Consider the following 15771-nt stretch of genomic DNA (forward strand, 5'->3'; position numbering starts at 1 on the left):
GTTGCCGGGGCTACCCCTTCCACTCCGCCACGTCGTACACGGCTCGGCCGTCCGGTCCTGAGCCTTCGATGTGGGCCCAGGCGATGTACTTGCCTTTGGCGAGGATGGCGCTGTGGCCGCCCTGGCTGCCGAGTTTCCAGAGCTTGCCGGTGGCGAGGTCGTAGACGTACTCGCCCGGGTCGCCGGAGGCGCTCCCGTTCCCCCAGGCGACAAGGGTGTCGGTGGAGGCCAGGTCCATTGTGGGCGGGCCGCCATGGCCGAGTTTGATCGTGACGGCGGTGTTGGTCTTCACGTCGAGGATGTGGAGCAGGGAAGTGTGATTGGGGTTGGAGATGACCCAGGAGATATGTCCGGTGGAGGCGCTGAGGGTGGACAGCCTCTGATCTTTGGCCAGAGGGCCGGAGACGACCTGGGTGTCACGGCCGGCGGTGTCGCGCTTGCGGATCTCGAAGCGGTCCGGGGCGAAAGCGGCGTCCACGTCATTGGACCGGACGTAGTAGAGGTCGTCGCCCAGGACTCGCGGGAGTTTGGCCTTGTCGACGGCCGTGGTCAGGCCGGCCCGGCCATCGAGGGTGTTGGTCATGATTTTGGAGGAGATCGGTGTGGTCTCGGCATCGGTCAACGGGTAGGCCGTCTCCCAGTACGCCTTCTTGCTGCCGATCGCGACGACCGCTCCTCCAGCGGGTGGGGGAATACGGTTGGAGACGGATGCGGAGTCGCCGAGGAGCACGGTGGCTCGCGAGGCCGGGTTATGGACGAAGACGCACCAGTCGACGTTGTAGAGATTGGTGCTCGCGGTCTCCATCCATGCCACAACACCATTGCGTTCGGTGGCGCCCTCGGCCTGGCGGGGGGAGCGGGCGCACTTCTTCCCGGACACCTCGGGAAACGGGGTGAAAGACGCCCGCGCGTCCGCGACGCCCATCTGCTGCTCAAAGAGCCGGATCTCACCGTCCTTCACCGTCGGCTTCGCGCCCAACGAAGTGATCACAGACCCGGTGGCGGTGAGGTCTCGAATCCCGAACCACTTGCCGTCACCGGTCACTCGCTTGGTGGCGTAGTGGCGGGTGCGCTGCTGGTCGGTCGCCGGTGGCGCCGAGGCGGAATCCAGGGTGCGGACCACGCGGAAGGACGCGGGTTTTCCCCGGGTCGCGGACGGCGTCGGAGATGTAGACGAGGCCGGGGGCGATGTCGTCGGGCCGGTGGGCTTGGCCGAGGGTGCCGCCCCGGGCTCCTGGCTGGTGCAGGCGGTCAGCCCGACGAGCGCGAGTGCGAGGGCGGTGGGCAGCGTCAGGCTGGCGCGCATGTGGGTAGGCGTATCCGTTCGGCTGGAGGAAGGTGGCGGTGAAGTCACGCGTGTTGTACTCGAAGGACTTGTAGGCGTCTGGCCAGACGGAGGTGGCGGGGGCGACCCACTTCCCGTACCGGCCGCCGGTGCGGTAGCCGTACGCCGAAATCCAGTGGCCGATCGTCAGGCGGTCGGGGTGGTTGTCGTAGTGACGGCCCTTGGCGAACTCGACAGTGTCCGCGGCGATCGGCTTGGCATTGCCCCCGATGCTGTGTCGCATCGTGCTCACCACGTTGTCCGGGGAGGGAGAAGGCACCTGGACGTAGTGGTTCTCCCCGCGCCAGCGGTTCAGGCCGAAGACGGACGTCTTCGGCGACCAGTCCGTCAGGCCCCGGGCATTGGTGGCCATGTGGGCGCTGTCGGCCAGGCTCTCCCGGCTGATCTCGTCTTCCTGCGCCTGGACCCGGGCCTCGGTGAGCGCGATCTCCTCCTTCGCCTGCTCCGAGAGCTCGATCTGCTGGTCCGGAATGGTGACGTCACTGCCCGTCCAGTTGCCCTCGATGCCTCCGTGAGGTTGCTCTCCCCGTCCACGCCTATGCGCTGGCGCCGTCCGCCGTCACGAGCAGTGCCGCGCGCATCGCGATGGTGGTGCCGTATCGGATTCCGCGTAACCTCACCGGGTTCTCCCTCCGCAGATGACTGCGCTAGTGGACGTGTTCCGGAAGGGAAGGCAGCCTCCACCGCACAGCCGGCGTGCGGGTTTCCCCGCCGCCTCCCCCCGAAGATCCCCGGGATCCAAACACGCCCGTCACAGGAGTCGCAAGGCTGTTCTGGTGGGACAACCCGGTTCCGGCCCCTCCGGATGTCACCGCGCGTAGAAAACCGGCTACCGGGGAAATGAGTTAACTTGCACCCGATTCCAGTGGTACCGGAGGCGTCATACGAGTGAACCAGCAAGGTCCACTTTGAGTCCGGCGACAGCTTTCCGGCCTTCTGGACTTGGCTGGATTCTTCAGCAACGCCAGTCCGCGAGACGCACTACTACCCTCCGCCCTTTTCTGGACTTATCGCACCTTCCAGGCCGGTCTCTGATCGGAAGTGCTGGTGTGATGGGAGCCAGGGCCGCAGCCGACAAGGCTCCCGTGTCGCCGAAGGAGGTATCCAAAGCCTCAGCGCATTTTCACAGGGGCCTCGCCGGTCACCGACTCCACCGAAAGCACCACGCATCTGCGATCACGCCCGACTCGCAGCCCCTGGCAGACCAGGGTCGAGAAGCATGTGCGGGCCCGCCGTTTCACTGCCACAGCCACGGCTGTCATCTGGTTCACCACCAAGGTGCTCTGCCGGCTGTTGCGGCCGTGGGTCTGATACGGGCGTTCACTTATGCGGGAGAGCCGTCTGCCGCCGAAGCGACCCCCGTCATCCAGGCGCCCGCAGTCCAGACTCCCTCCGCCACAGCGGAGGCTGCGGAAGTCAAGCGCGTCATCGACGCCGCCCCGCGCATTGGCGGATACCGGATGCTGTCCGGCGCGGAAGCCGCCGAGTACGAGCAGATGGCCTCCGGGAAGAAGCCGTCGGGCAAACGATGGTTCTACGACGGTCCCGGGGAGAGTTCGGTGGGCGCCGTGCTCCAGATCAACGCCGTTGAATGGGAAGCGAAGCCGACCGAGGCCAAACGCTCGCACACCATGACCTAAGAGATGCGCAACGTCTTCGCCGGGGCGCGGGCAACGGAGGTCACCACGTTAGAGGCGAGGCCCTGGGGCGGTCAGCTGAGCTGTGGTTTCGTGGCGTCGGCCACCGGACGCCCGATCCTGTGCGCATGGACCGACTCCGGCACACCAGCTCAGGTGCTGCCTACAGATGAAGAAAGCCTCTCCCAGGCCGACGAGGTTGCCTTGCAGTCGTGACGCGTGCGTGCCCGACTGCAGGTCTCGCGCCTGTTCGAAAGCCGTGGTCAGCGCGCCAGTGGGCAGCGGCCTTATCCGCGGGACCTAGAACTTGCCCGGCCGATCACGTCGGGCTGATCCGGCTTTACGGCTCGGGGATGACGGTCAGCCGAAGGCGAGCGACGCCGTCGAAGTCCCTTGCCCGGACTTCGACGGCTGAAGTGCCGAAGCGAAGGGTGAAGCAGGGGTCCGCGTCGATGAGCTGTTTCAGGTTCTCGCGGACATCGTGGTCGAGAGGGGGCGAGAACACCGCGTCCCACTCACCCGTGTCGGCGGTGGCCGTCGCTCTGATCGGGATTCGAGCCAGGCAGGTGAACGGGTTGGCCCACCACTCCAGATGCGCCGTCTTCTCGTAGTGGTCCATTTCCCGAGCGTAGACGCCGCTACTCCCCCTCTGGGCTGCTCGTTGTTCCGGGCATGAGGCAGGGTGATCGGTTTTCCGAGCTGCTTTGGACTCAGGTCGGAGTACCCGGAGTACGGCGCTGTCCATGACGACTCCGATGCCGTGGTCACCAGCCCCTACATGAAGGTCATCTCAGTCCTGAGTCGGACATCCCCGCACGGTCCGGGCCTGCGCGCCCCGGATCTGCCGGCCGAGCTCAGCAGAGCCAGCGGTCCAGGAGCCCTGGCCAGAGGAACCCCTCATAGCCGTGGAAGGCCGCCGGGTCGATCTTCTTCAGTTCCTCGGCCAGCCGGTTCAGCTCGGCGAAAGCCCGCTCCTCGTCCTCTTCGGAGAGACACTCCTCGGGGTCGTCCGACTCGCTGAGAAGCGGTGATGCGGTGATGCGACTGCCGTAGCAGTGAAGGACGTCGAGCCACACGCCGACATCCGAGTTGGCGAACCACGCCTCCCCGTCCGGCGTGACGAAGTAGACCGCTCCGGTCTCCGGCTCGACGCAGAACGATGACCGCTCGGCCTGATCATCCGGGTCCGCCCGCTCGGTGAGACGGTAGAGCGGCTCCCGGAGCGTGAGCAGGACCGGCTCGGCCTCGCGCTCTGGATCACGACTCGTTCGATGAGGCACGGAGCTACCGGGACGCCCACCTCGACGAGCTGTGCCTTCATGAAGCCCGGAATCCGCGAGCCGGCCACGACGTCCCGTCCGGCTCGCGTGACATGCCCCGGACCGGCCCACTCGGTCAGCTGGTCGTACGTCGCCATCGAGCGATCCTCTTCCGTCGGCTGTGGCCCCGACCCCATCGAGCCGGTCTCGGGCCACGACCAAGCCGCCGCGCGGCCCACACCCGCTCACAAGACCCAGTGCAGCATGATCCGCCGCTACGTCGTCCGACGGAACAAGAACGCCACCGACAAGTGCCTCAAAGCCCTCGTGAGCAGGGCTAACGCAGCCTGAGCCGCAACAGCACAGGCGCCCTCACCACAGATGCAGGAAGCTCCGGACGTCGTCATAGCCGTCGACGGCACGACCGTCCACGTCTGTCGGATCCGCCTCGGCTCGCACCGCCAGCGACTCCGCCAGCGCCAGGGCGTCATCACTGAGGCGCCCGAAGCGTCGAGCGGTGTGTCCCAGGCACAGGCCGGCCAGCCCGAGCAGCGGACTCCCCGGCACAGCCCGCATCCCGACCTGGACACACCAGCGCTCGACGAACTCCGCGTCGTCGTCGTTCAACGCGGTCCCGACCAGGACTTCGGCCGCCTCGCCCTCCGCCGAGCGGTCACGCAGAGCCCGCTCCAGCGTCTCGACCACCACCTCGTGGGGCAGAGCGGGAGGGTTCTCGAAACTCAGATGAGAATGCACCCCGCGAGACTACGCGGACCGCATCCGACAGCCACCTGTCGCCGTCCCGCCCCACAAGGCGGGGCGAACGTTGCTCGATGCGGCACTAGCGCCCGAGCAGACGGTTCCAGAGGCCGGGCTTCTTCTCCTTCTCGGGGCGGGCTGGCCGGACGCTGAGGGGCCGGATCACGACCACCCACTCGTCCCGTCTGTCGCACTGGACGCGGAAGCGCAGGGGGTACAGGCTGTCGCACCACATCACCCTCCGGTCGAACCCGTGGGGCGGGAAGCTTCTGCCGAGGTGGACGGCCTCCCTGCCGTTCCAGTCGAGGGAGTCCATCCAGAAGACGCCCGAGCCCGTCCGGGCGACGTCGACCAGGACGTAACCGGGCGGAGGCGTCTCCTCCATGGCGAACTTGGCGTCGCCCCTGCCGACGTACACGATGTCCTCGAACTCCCCGCCGAGGATCCCGGTGACCGCGGCCGTCCCGGCGGACAGGGGCCTCCCGGCGGACGGGGCGGGCGAGGGGGTGATCAGCCCCGCCCACCGTCCGTCGTCCGCGAGGTCGATCCGGTGCGGGGGTCGCGTGCGGTCCTTCCTCCGCGCGCCGGACCCGGACCCGGCCGACGCGCCGTTCGAGGCCGGGCCCGTACCCGGGCACATACCCGAGTCCGTACCCGAGCCCGGTCCCGCGCCGACGTCCGGCCCCGCGCCCGGGCTCGACCCCGAACCCGCGTCCGGCCCCGGGCCCGACGACCTGCCGACGGCTCCGTGCGGGATCTCCAACGGAACCGGTCCGGCCTGCCCTGGCTGTCCGGGGGCCGGCAGGTCCTCCCCCTTGCTGATCTGCGTCACGACGTCATGCCGGCACGCACCGCCCGGCCTGCCCAGGGTTTTCTTCGGCACACGCCCAGGGGAGCTCGTGCCATGCGGGGAGCAGTATGGGCGGTCCTTCACCGGGCGGCGAGTACCGCGCCGGGGATCCGGCCTACTGGCCGGCCTCGTGGTGGACGGCCTCCAGGAAATGGCCTGGTGCTTCCGGGTGTTGTCGTCGAGCTGCGGCTGCGGTCGCGAACGCCGTCAGCAGGACCAGAGCGAGGACGGAGAGGATGACGGGCAGCGTGATCATGAAGGACTCCTGACAGGTACGGTTCGGTTCGATCCGGTTCGTCGAATGTCGCCGAAGTCGTGTCCGTCAGGGTTCGGTGGACGAAGATGAACCGTGGCGGACAGGCGGCGTCGGGGGGCACATGCGCGAGGGCGACGGTTCGAACGGGGCAGAAGCGTCTGCGGCCCTGGCGCAGTTACGGGAGTGCCTTGCTCGGGCGGTCGACCGACGCGGCCTCACCCTGGGGCAGCTGCACGGGCTTGCCGGTCTCGGCCGGACCACCGTGCACACGGCTTTGCGCGGAGGCCCCGGGGAGGTGCCTTCGGCCAAGACCGTCGAGGCGCTGGCCCGGGTGCTGCACCTGCCCGCCGACGAGCTGAGGCGGTTGCGGCGCGTCGCCGTGGGCGAGCCCCTTTCCGGGGAGTCGCAGGGGCGACCGGACGGGCCCGGGAGGCCGATCGGGCTGTGGGACCCTCATGATCTTGAGGTCCATCCCGCAGGGGCCGCGCCTCCCGGCCTCGCACCACGGGCCCTGTCCGGCTATGTGCGTCGGGCGCACGACCAGTTGCTGGCGGACGTGGTCCGCGACGCCGCTGCCGGCCGCAGTGGCTTGGTGGTCCTCGTCAGCTCGTCGTCGACGGGGAAGACCCGGGCCTGCTGGGAGGCGGTTCGGGCGTTGGCCGGCGAGCGGGGTTGGCGGCTGTGGCATCCCGCCGTCCCGACGCGTGCCGAAGCGGCGCTCGCGGAGATGGCGGACGTGCGGCCACGCACGGTGGTGTGGCTGAACGAGGCACAGCATTACCTCGGGGACCCCGTCGCAGGTGAGCGGGTCGCGGCCGCGGTGCACGCGCTCCTCACCGATACGGATCGGTCGCCGGTCCTCGTCCTGGGCACGCTGTGGCCGGTGTACGAGCAGCGGCTCACCGCGCTGCCCCGGCAAGGGCAGCCGGACGTGCACAGCAGGGCTCGAGAACTCCTGGCTGCCGGGCGGACGGTGACCGTTCCGGAATCCTTCGACGCGCCGGGCCTGAGCAGGGCGCGCGATCTGGCGTCGGCCGGTGACACCCTGCTCGCCGACGCCTTGGCACGGACGGGTACGACGGGCCGCGTGACGCAGGACCTGGCCGGGGCGCCGGTGCTGCTGAACCGGTACGAACGCGGAACCCCCGCCATGCGCGCGGTGCTCCAGGCCGCCATGGACGCCACCAGGCTCGGCGCCGGACCGCTGCTGCCGACCGCCTTCCTCGCCGAAGCGGCCGTCGACTACATCGACGAGGACGAGTTCCACCGGTTGGAACCCGGCTGGGCCGCGGAGGCGCTTGCCGAACTCGCCCGGGAGGTCCATGGAAAGCAGGCCGCACTCAGACGAGCCGGCGCCCGGCCCGAAAGGCGGCCGCCCGGCCCGGCCTCCCCCTCCGGTGCCACGCGCCGTCCGGACGCCCTCGACTCACCGGGCCCCGGAACGAACCCGCAGCTGCGGCTCGCCGACTTCCTCGATCAGCACGGCCGCGTGGAACGCGGTCTCCTCTGCCCTCCCGCATCCTTCTGGTACAGCGCCCACGAGCACCTGAAAAGTCCTCAGGACTTGCTGGAACTCGCCCGCTCCGCCGACGCGCGTGCCCGCCGGCAATGGGGCCGCCACCTTCTGAGGCGGGCCGCCGACCTGGGTGATCCGACCGCGTTGCTCAGGCTGGCCGGCGAGGTGAAGGACGACCGCGAGGAAGCCGAACGGCTGTGGCGCGAAGCGGCCGACAGGGGTTCCCCTGGTGCCTTGCTCCAGCTGGCCCGGCTCCGCCACGAAGCCGGCGAGCGGCAGGCCGCCGAGTCGCTCTACCGGCAGGCCGCGGACAGCGGCAGCACACAGGCGCTCCGCGGCCTCGCCCGGCTGAGGGAGGAGGCCGGGGACACCGCGGGCGCCGACCTGCTGTACGACCGGGCCGTCGAGGCCGGAGACACGGTGAACCTGATGGTCCGAGCACACCACGCTTTAAATTCAGGGGACCGGGACGCCGCCGCGGCGCTGTACCGGCGGGCCGCGGCCGCGGGCAACGGTCACGCCGTGTACGAGCTGGCCGAGATGCTGGAGGACGACGGCGACACCGAGGCGGCCGACGCCCTCTACGCCCGGGCAGCGGAGGCCGGTCATCCCTTTGCCGTGACCGTCCTGGCGTTACGACTGGAGCGTTCGGGCCGTCCGCAGGAAGCCGAGAGCCTCGCACGGCGCAGTCACGGGATCGCTTTGAGCCTCCTTGCCCGTGAGCGGGACCGGACCGGTGAAACGGAGGGGGCGGAGGCTCTGCTCCGTCAGGTGTCCGAGACCGACACCGACGGTTACGCCCTTGCCGCTTTCGCCCACGACCGCGAACAGCTCGGAGACGTCGCGGGATCGGAAGCGGTCCTGCACACGGCGGTGGAGTCCGGGCTGCTGCACGCGGTCGTTCCGCTCGCCGACCTGTGGACGCGGACGGGCGAGCAGGAGAAGGCGGAAGCACTGCTGAGCGGGGCCGTGCGGGAGGGCAGCGCTCGCGCCATGGTCGCGCTCGCCCGCAAGCGGATGGAGGCGGGAGATCACGCCGCCGCGGAATCCTTGTTCCGGCGGGCCGTGGACACCGGGCAGCCGCTGCTCGGCTGGAGCCCCGAGGAACGGTGGCCGTACGGGCTGGACCCGGACGGCACTCCCACGGCTCCGTGGTGATCGAGCACGCGACGCGGCCGCTTGTACGGGTTCGCCCGACGGTACCGGCCCGGGAGGACAGCCCGCTCCGTTGCCAGGCCTCACCCACGCAAGCCGTACCGGCGCGGTTCGGTACGCGGAAGGGCGGAAGGGCGGGCGGATGACGAGCCAGTCGCCTGTCGCAGGGCAACAGCCCAGGGAAACGAGTCTGTGGTGCGGCGCGAGCGGACGATCAGACCGTACGCGGCGTGACCTCGTACGAGGCCTGCTTCAGGTCCTGCTCCCGCGACCGGGTGCCGCCGCGAAGCAGGTCGATCCAGCTCCCGCCGTGGTGGAGGTGCAACTCCGACGCCCCGCCGAAGAGGCGGCGGCGTCCCGAGACCCGGAGTGCCCGGGACAGCTCCGTCTCGACGGCGGCCGTCATCTCCCCGAGGGAGGGCGCGACCGCCCCGAAGACCGTCACGAGGGGGCTCTCGCCCAGTTCGCCGCCCCAGCCGACGACGAACGACCCGTCCGTCAACAGCACGCGCAAGGCAATCTCGCGGTCCCACCCCAGTGGCAGGGCCAGCTCCAGGTTCTCCTCGCCCTCCCCTGCCGTGCCGAGGTACCACTGGGTCTCGTCCTTGACGAGCCCGGCGGGGTCGGCGGTGGTGAGAAGCGCGTCGACCGCGTCGATCAGCTCCCGCTCGCGCGCCGTCGGTTCGTCCCGGGCGTTGAGCTGCCGGTCGGTGTGGAGATAGGTCATGCCTCAAGCCTCCGTCATCGGAGGAGAGCCTCCAAAACCCGGCGTGCGGGGGGCACGACCACCACCGGCCCTCGGGACCACGCATTCGAAGGACACCACCTGGCCAAGAGTCGGCGTGCGGGCGCCGCTCGTCGGCCGGCCCTCGATCACGCGGCCTGTCGCGCAGTGGCCCACGCGCTGGGCGACAGGCCGTACGCGGCGCGGAAAGCACGGCTGAAGTGGCTGGCGCTCGGGAAGCCCCATCGGTGTGCGACCGCGGCGACGGTCAGGCCCGTCCTGTTCGCTCCTCCCAGTTCCCGTCGGGCTTCTTCCAGGCGTCGCTGCTGGATCCAGCGCCTGACCGTGAGGCCCTGCGTGGAGAAGAGCCGGTGCAAGTAGCGGACGGAGATGTGGTGCGCCGCGGCGATGGACGTGGCGGACAGGTCCGGGTCGTTCAGGCGGGCGTTGACGTGTGTGCGGATGCGCCGTAGGAGCTCGCCCTGGGCCGTCGTCGGGTGGTGACGCTCCGCGGCCTGCGCGGCAGTGCGGTCCGTCGCCAGGGCGGTGACGAGGTCGGCGGCGATGCCGGAGACGAGCTCTCCCAAACGGTCCTGTCCTGCGCCCTCGCGCCTGAGGAGGGTGTGCAGGAAAGACGAGAGCACCTTCTCCGGACCGTCTCCGTCACGGATGGCCGTCGCCGCCAGTCCCGCGAGTACCGCCTCCGGGACCGCCAGCGTCCGAAGGGGCAGTCCGAAGAGGTGCGTGCGCCCGTGGTCGGCGAACGTGAGGCGGTAGGGGCGGCTTGTGACGAGGATCGTCATGTCACCCGCTTCGAGCATGGTTCTCCTGCCTTCCTGGGCGACCTCGGCCACGCCGTGCTCCTGGAGAAGGAGCAGGACTCGGCCGGGACCGTTCCCGGCCGGTTCACTGCGCGCGGTGGGTACGGACGCGGGTGACGAGATGCGGTGCGGCGCGCTGTCCACGGTGGTGACGCGGAGGTAGCCCTGGACGTCCGAGGTCACGGCGACCGTGAACTCCTGGGCGTCGCGCAGAAGTACGTCGACCGGTCCGAGGGCGCTGCGAAGGGCGGCGGCCCATCGTGCGGACTGCACGTGCGGGCATCCCGGGCCGACCGTGCGGAATTCCGGTGTGCTCGGCGCCGCGCCGAGAAGCGGTTCCGGTGCCGGCTTCCGCGCCGTCTTGGTCGGGGAAGGCGGGAAAGGCGGCTCGCCCGCCTTTGTGTGCCGGAGCGGTGCGGGGGGTGATGCCAGGGGGGCGAGCGTCGGTGGATGGAACGTCATGGGGACACGGTGCCCCGGGCCTCCCGACGTTCGAATCGGGGAAACCCCACAGTCCAGGCCGCACCGGTCCTCGGCCGACGCGTGACGCGCAGGGGGCGGGCGTGCGGTGTCGCGGTCGGGCTTCCGCTGCCGCACGGCGGCGTTAAGGTCTTCTCATGATCATCGGGAGATCGGCCGAACGAGCCCGCCTGCGGGAGCTGCTCGACGCCGCCCGCGCGGGGATGAGCGGTGTCCTGGTCCTGCGCGGCGATCCGGGCATCGGCAAGACGGCCCTCCTCGAACACGCCACGTCCTGTGCGCAGGGCATGCGTGTGACCCGTGTGGCAGGGGTGGAGGCGGAGCAGGAGCTCGCGTTCGCCGCCCTGCATCGCGTTCTGCTGCCGGTGCTGTCTCACAGCGGGTGCCTGCCCCCGCCGCAGCGCGCCGCGCTCGACACGGCTTTCGGAAGGGTGAGCGGTCCCGCTCCGGACCGGTTTCTCGTCGGACTCGCCGCCCTCACCCTCCTTTCCGCGGCGGCGGCGGAGCGACCCCTTCTGGTGCTGTGCGACGACGCCCACTGGGTGGACCGCGAGTCGCTGGACGTGCTCGCCTTCGTCGGTCGCCGTCTGCACGCCGACGGGGTCGTCATGCTCTTCGGAGTACGGGACCGGACCGCGGCGGAGCCGGCTCTGTCCGGGCTGCCCGACCACCGGATCTCCGGACTGCCCGAGCAGGACGCGCTCGTTCTCCTCGCCGAGCGTTCCGAGGCGCACGTCGATCGCGTGATCGCGCAGCGGATCGTCGCGGACGTCGGCGGCAATCCGCTGGCCATCCGTGAGATCGCCGGCGGCGTCCCACGCCTCGGGGCCGGGACCGCGTCGAAGCCGCCGTCGCTCGGCCGGCGGCTGGAGGACGGCTTCCTGCGCCGCGTCCGGGCCCTGTCCGAGCCCGCGAGGGCCATCCTGCTCGTCGCGGCCGCCGACACGACCGGCGACCGCGGCCTCGTACTCCGAGCCGCTGCGCGCATGTCGCCCTCGACGGACGAGGGTGACTTCCATGCCGCGATGGAGCAGGTCGAGCGCGACGAGTTGCTCTGCGCGGACGCCGCCGCGGAGGGGACGCCGCTCTTCCGGCATCCGCTGATCCGGTCGGCCGTCTACGGCGGGGCACCGCGGAGCGCCGTCCGTGCCGCTCACGCCTGCCTGGCCGCCGTCACGGACCCGGACACCGACCCCGACCGCACGGCCTGGCACCTGGCCGCCGCAGCGGACAGCCCCGACGAGGAACTGGCGGACCGGCTGCAGGCCTGTGCGGAGCGGGCCAGGGACAACGGAGGGCACATGGCGCAGGCCGCCTTCCTCCAGCGGGCCGCGGAACTCACCGCGCATCCCGCACGGCGCGGCGCCCGGCTCCTGGACGCGTGCGCGGCCGCACTCGTCGCCGGCGCTCCTCACCGTGCCGAACAGCTCCTCGACGCCCTGCCCTCCGGCGCCGGGCCGGTCCTGCGGGCCCACGCGGACCGGCTGCTCGGCCTGGGCCGGGTCATGCTCGGCAAACCGGGTGCCACCCGCCTGCTGCTGGACGCCGCGCTCGCCCTGCACCCGCATGCGCCGCAGACGGCACACGACGTGCTCCTGGAAGCTCTCGACGCCTCCCTGGTCGTCGCCCGGGTCAACCCGGGCACCGGCCCGTCCGAGGTCGCGGACGCGGCGATGGCCTGTCTTCCCGTACGGGCGGCGGAAAGGTCCGGTCCTGCTGCCCCGGAACGCGCTGTCGCCGAACTCCTCCTCGAAGGCCACGCCAAACTGGTGGCCGTCGACCAGCCCTCGGCCGCCCCCTTCCTTCGCGCGGGGCTGCGTGCGATGAGGCTGCCCGGCGCGGAGGACACCGGCGCCGTCCGCTGGAGCCTGCTCGGCATGATCGCCGCGGTGGAGATGTGGGACGTCGACGCCCTCACCGAGTGCGGCGAGCGCTACGCCGCCGCGGCCCGTCGGCACGGCGCCCTGCGGATGCTCCAGATCAGTGCGCACGCCAACGCCACCGCCGCCGTGCTCCGCGGCGACCTCGCGGCCGCCGAGATGCACTTCGCCGAGTTCAAGGACGTCGCCGACGCCACCGGCGCCGACCCCCGCCACTCCCACCCCACCGACGCCATGCTCCACGGATGGCGCGGCGACGAACAGACCACCCTGGCGATCGTGAACGGCCACGAGAGCCTCTCCGCCGGGACGCACGGAGCGATCCCGACGCAGCTCATGCGCACCGCCCTCGTCACCCTGCGACTCGGAGGGTCCCAGTACGCCGAGGCCTACGCCGCGTCCGTCCCCGTCCTCGACAACCCTCCGCCCCACTGCGCCGGGCTCGTCCTGCCCGACCTCGTCGAGGCGTCCGTCCGCACCGAGCGTCCCTTCGAGGCGGCCGTGGCCCTGGACCTCCTCACGAGCCGGGCGCGGGCCGCCGCCACCCCGTGGGCGCTCGGAGTGCTCGCCCGCAGCCGCGCCCTGGTGTCGTCCGACCCGGGAGCGGCCGAGGACCTCTTCCTGGAGGCCGGCTCCCGTCTCGCCTCGACGCCGCTGCGCACCGAGCAGGCGCGCACCGACCTCCTCCACGGCGAGTGGCTGCGCCGCCGGCTCCGTCGGCAGGACGCCCGGAGCCGGCTGCGTTCCGCGTACGAGGCCTTCACGGACATGGGAGCCGTGGCCTTCGCCGAGCGCGCCCGCCTCGAACTCCTCGCCACCGGGGAACGGGCGCGCAGGCGGGTGGCGGAGACCGCCTCGGAGCTCACGCCGCAGGAGGCGCGCATCGCACGGTTGGCAGTCGGCGGAGCCACCAACCAGGAGATCGCCACCGACCTCTTCCTCAGCGCGAGCACGGTCGAATACCACCTGGGCAAGGTGTTCCGGAAGCTCGGCATCGGCTCACGCAGGCAGCTGCGGGCGGCCCTCGCGCGTCGCCCGCTGCGAGAGCCGGGTGCTCAGGTCAGCAGTACTTGAACGAGCTGATCCGGTTGTCGATCCGGCCGGGCGGGCCGGCCCACTGCTCGCCCGGTCCGCTGCGGCGGACGCCGAGCCGGTGGCGCTACGCGGTGGGGTCCACGAACCGCTTGACGAAGGTGAGGGCGGTGTCGGCGACCTCACGCCAGCCGTGGTCGATGGTCAGGGCGTGTCCGCGGCCGGGGATCTCGGTGATCTCGGTGACGGCGTGCTCGTTGCGGGCCTGCTTCTTGTAGGTGGCGTCGGCGATGGCCCAGGGGACGGTGTGGTCCTTCTCGCCGGAGATGATCAGGAGGGGGCCGCGGTCGGTTGCGGTGGTGTCGACCTTGACCTCGGTCCACGGGTTGATGTTGGCGGCGGCGGCCTGGAAGAGGGGCTCGCCGGAGGCGGGCACGGCGAAGGTCTCGTACAGCTCGCGGGCTTCGTCCTCGCTCACGGCGTTGGCGAAGGAGTAGCGGAACTGGTCGTAGGTGAGCGGGACCGCGCGGTGGTGGTTGGCGGGATTGCCGAGGACCGCGCCGGCGGCGCGCAGGGAGGACAGCGGCAGCGGGAGGACTCCGCGGAAGGGGGCGGGGTCGATGGCGACGGAGGCCTGGGACAGGCCGCGTCCGGCACTGATCTGGGCGATCAGGCCGCCGAAGGAGTGGCCGACGACGGCCGGCCTGCGGTCGAGTTTCCCGATGAGGTCGCAGAAGTGGTCGGCGACCTGGCCGACGCTCTTGCCGGCGAAGACCTCGGGGTGGGCGTTGGCCTCCTCGACGGTGTCGGGGTCGTCGGGCCAGCCTGGCAGGACCGGGGCGAACCCGGCCTCTTCGAAGACGGCGGCCCAGCGGTCCCAGCTGGTCGGGAGCAGCCAGAGGCCGTGGATGAAGACGACCGGGGTGCGGCCGGTGGCGTTGGCACGCTCGACCTGAGCGAGGTCGCGGGCGTAGGAGGGACTGGGTGTCGTGTGGGTCACGGGAAGCTCCGGGAGGTGTGGGCGGGTCGGTGGACTACAGGGCGCGGGTGGCGGCCCGGATGAGGGAGGTGACGGCGTCGGGCCTGCTGTGCATGGGCAGGTGGGAGGTGGCGACTTCGGCGGTACGGGAACCTGCCCGGCGGGCCTGGAAGCGCTGGAGTTCGGGTGCGATGCCCCGGTCCCGGGTCGTGATGAGCGTCCAGCTGGGCAGGGTGTGCCAGGCGGCGGCGGTGCAGCGGTCGGTGAACGCGGTCGCGGTGAGCGGGCGCTGACCGGCTGCCAGTACGCGGGTGACGGAGCGGGGGACGTCCTGGGCGAAGACGTCGTGGTAGCGGTCGGGCCGGATGTAGAGGTCGAGGCCGGCCGTGCCGTCGGGAGCGGGGGCGGGGACGGCGGTGAGGGCCGGTTCGAGCTGGGAGCCGGGGAACCGGGCGGCGAGTTCGCCCAGGACCTCGCCCGCGTCCGGGATGAAGGCGGCGATGTAGACGAGGGCCTTGACGTTGGGCGCGGCGGCGGCCTGGGTGATGACGGCCCCGCCGTAGGAGTGCCCGGCCAGGACGACCGGTCCCGGGACGGCGGCGAGGCGGGCGCCGAGGTGTGCGGCGTCGTGGGCCAGGCCGCGCAGGGGGTTGGCCACGGCGATCACCTCGTGGCCGTACCGCTGGAGGCGCTCGGCGACGGGGGTCCAGCTGGACGCGTCGGCGAAGGCGCCGTGCACGAGGACGACGGTCCGCGCGGCGCCGTGCGCTCCCGGCCCGCTTCCGGTCTCCTCGGCCGCGGCGGTGGGAGAGGCCGCGGTCAGTCCGGCGGCGCCGGCTGCCATGGCGGCGGCGCCGGCCAGGGTGCCGCGCCGCGAAAGGGAGGAACGTGCGGTCATCGGGGGTGGTCTCCTTCGGAGAGGGGGGCGGGCCGGTGCGGCAGGGCCGCGGGCCGCCCCTGCGGTGACGGCGGCTGCCGCCGCCCGGGCAGGCCGGTGCGGCAGGCCGAGTGCCTGGTCGGTGGAGGAGCGGCCGGGGCCGGTGAACGCCAGGGGCGGAGGATGAGCAGTCCGGTGTCC

General features: G+C 71.3%; 15 protein-coding genes. 4 read left to right on the plus strand and 11 right to left on the minus strand.

What is annotated here, in order from left to right:
* Positions 1–10 precede the first annotated feature (10 nt).
* Both ACWGSR_RS08430 and ACWGSR_RS08435 read right to left on the minus strand, forming a co-directional pair.
* Positions 11–1123 carry a hypothetical protein gene (locus ACWGSR_RS08430; RefSeq protein ID WP_453564644.1) on the minus strand — a complete coding sequence of 371 codons (1113 nt, stop codon included), beginning with the start codon at positions 1121–1123 and terminating at the stop codon, positions 11–13.
* Complete coding sequence (locus tag ACWGSR_RS08435; RefSeq protein ID WP_453564647.1) at positions 1035–1697, minus strand: hypothetical protein; 663 nt, start codon at positions 1695–1697, stop codon at positions 1035–1037. The genes ACWGSR_RS08430 and ACWGSR_RS08435 overlap by 89 nt, the downstream gene beginning before the upstream one ends.
* Before the next feature lie 949 nt (positions 1698–2646).
* On the opposite strand from ACWGSR_RS08435, the gene ACWGSR_RS08440 reads away from it, so the two are divergent.
* Together ACWGSR_RS08440 and ACWGSR_RS08445 are read left to right on the plus strand one after the other, a co-directional pair.
* The gene (locus ACWGSR_RS08440) at positions 2647–2985 is read left to right on the plus strand and encodes a hypothetical protein (protein WP_453564650.1); all 339 of its coding nucleotides are present in this window, start codon (positions 2647–2649) and stop codon (positions 2983–2985) included.
* Positions 2986–2988: 3 nt separating this feature from the next.
* Entirely contained in the window at positions 2989–3198 is a 210-nt protein-coding gene (locus ACWGSR_RS08445; protein WP_453564652.1) for a hypothetical protein, read from the plus strand.
* A 124-nt stretch (positions 3199–3322) separates the two neighbouring features.
* Here ACWGSR_RS08445 and ACWGSR_RS08450 read toward each other — a convergent pair whose 3' ends face one another.
* The 5 genes from ACWGSR_RS08450 to ACWGSR_RS08470 form a co-directional block, all read right to left on the minus strand.
* Positions 3323–3601, minus strand: a complete 279-nt coding sequence (locus tag ACWGSR_RS08450; protein ID WP_453564655.1) for a hypothetical protein — start codon at positions 3599–3601, stop codon at positions 3323–3325.
* A gap of 235 nt (positions 3602–3836) precedes the next feature.
* Entirely contained in the window at positions 3837–4262 is a 426-nt protein-coding gene (locus ACWGSR_RS08455) for an SUKH-4 family immunity protein (RefSeq protein ID WP_453564657.1), read from the minus strand.
* 351 nt (positions 4263–4613) lie between these two features.
* On the minus strand, positions 4614–4997 hold the full coding sequence (locus ACWGSR_RS08460) for a hypothetical protein (RefSeq protein WP_453564659.1): 384 nt from the start codon (positions 4995–4997) through the stop codon (positions 4614–4616).
* A gap of 85 nt (positions 4998–5082) precedes the next feature.
* Positions 5083–5640 carry a hypothetical protein gene (locus ACWGSR_RS08465; RefSeq protein ID WP_453564661.1) on the minus strand — a complete coding sequence of 186 codons (558 nt, stop codon included), beginning with the start codon at positions 5638–5640 and terminating at the stop codon, positions 5083–5085.
* 325 nt (positions 5641–5965) lie between these two features.
* Positions 5966–6106 (minus strand): hypothetical protein, encoded by a 141-nt coding sequence (locus ACWGSR_RS08470; RefSeq protein WP_453564662.1) that lies wholly within the window; start codon positions 6104–6106, stop codon positions 5966–5968.
* Between the two features lie 121 nt (positions 6107–6227).
* On the opposite strand from ACWGSR_RS08470, the gene ACWGSR_RS08475 reads away from it, so the two are divergent.
* Positions 6228–8780 carry a helix-turn-helix domain-containing protein gene (locus tag ACWGSR_RS08475; RefSeq protein ID WP_376231190.1) on the plus strand — a complete coding sequence of 851 codons (2553 nt, stop codon included), beginning with the start codon at positions 6228–6230 and terminating at the stop codon, positions 8778–8780.
* Between the two features lie 211 nt (positions 8781–8991).
* Here the strand turns inward: ACWGSR_RS08475 and ACWGSR_RS08480 are convergent, their stop codons facing one another.
* Both ACWGSR_RS08480 and ACWGSR_RS08485 read right to left on the minus strand, forming a co-directional pair.
* A complete protein-coding gene (locus ACWGSR_RS08480) occupies positions 8992–9504 on the minus strand; it encodes a hypothetical protein (protein ID WP_376231189.1) in 513 nt (170 codons plus the stop codon).
* Between the two features lie 146 nt (positions 9505–9650).
* On the minus strand, positions 9651–10595 hold the full coding sequence (locus ACWGSR_RS08485) for a helix-turn-helix domain-containing protein (protein WP_376231188.1): 945 nt from the start codon (positions 10593–10595) through the stop codon (positions 9651–9653).
* Between the two features lie 344 nt (positions 10596–10939).
* On the opposite strand from ACWGSR_RS08485, the gene ACWGSR_RS08490 reads away from it, so the two are divergent.
* The gene (locus ACWGSR_RS08490; protein WP_376231187.1) at positions 10940–13756 is read left to right on the plus strand and encodes a helix-turn-helix transcriptional regulator; all 2817 of its coding nucleotides are present in this window, start codon (positions 10940–10942) and stop codon (positions 13754–13756) included.
* Between the two features lie 85 nt (positions 13757–13841).
* Here ACWGSR_RS08490 and ACWGSR_RS08495 read toward each other — a convergent pair whose 3' ends face one another.
* Together ACWGSR_RS08495 and ACWGSR_RS08500 are read right to left on the minus strand one after the other, a co-directional pair.
* The gene (locus tag ACWGSR_RS08495; RefSeq protein WP_376231186.1) at positions 13842–14714 is read right to left on the minus strand and encodes an alpha/beta hydrolase; all 873 of its coding nucleotides are present in this window, start codon (positions 14712–14714) and stop codon (positions 13842–13844) included.
* A 34-nt stretch (positions 14715–14748) separates the two neighbouring features.
* A complete protein-coding gene (locus tag ACWGSR_RS08500) occupies positions 14749–15591 on the minus strand; it encodes an alpha/beta fold hydrolase (protein WP_376231185.1) in 843 nt (280 codons plus the stop codon).
* Between the last annotated feature and the right edge of the window lie 180 nt (positions 15592–15771).

This window comes from Streptomyces sp. NPDC055632 (assembly GCF_053618675.1).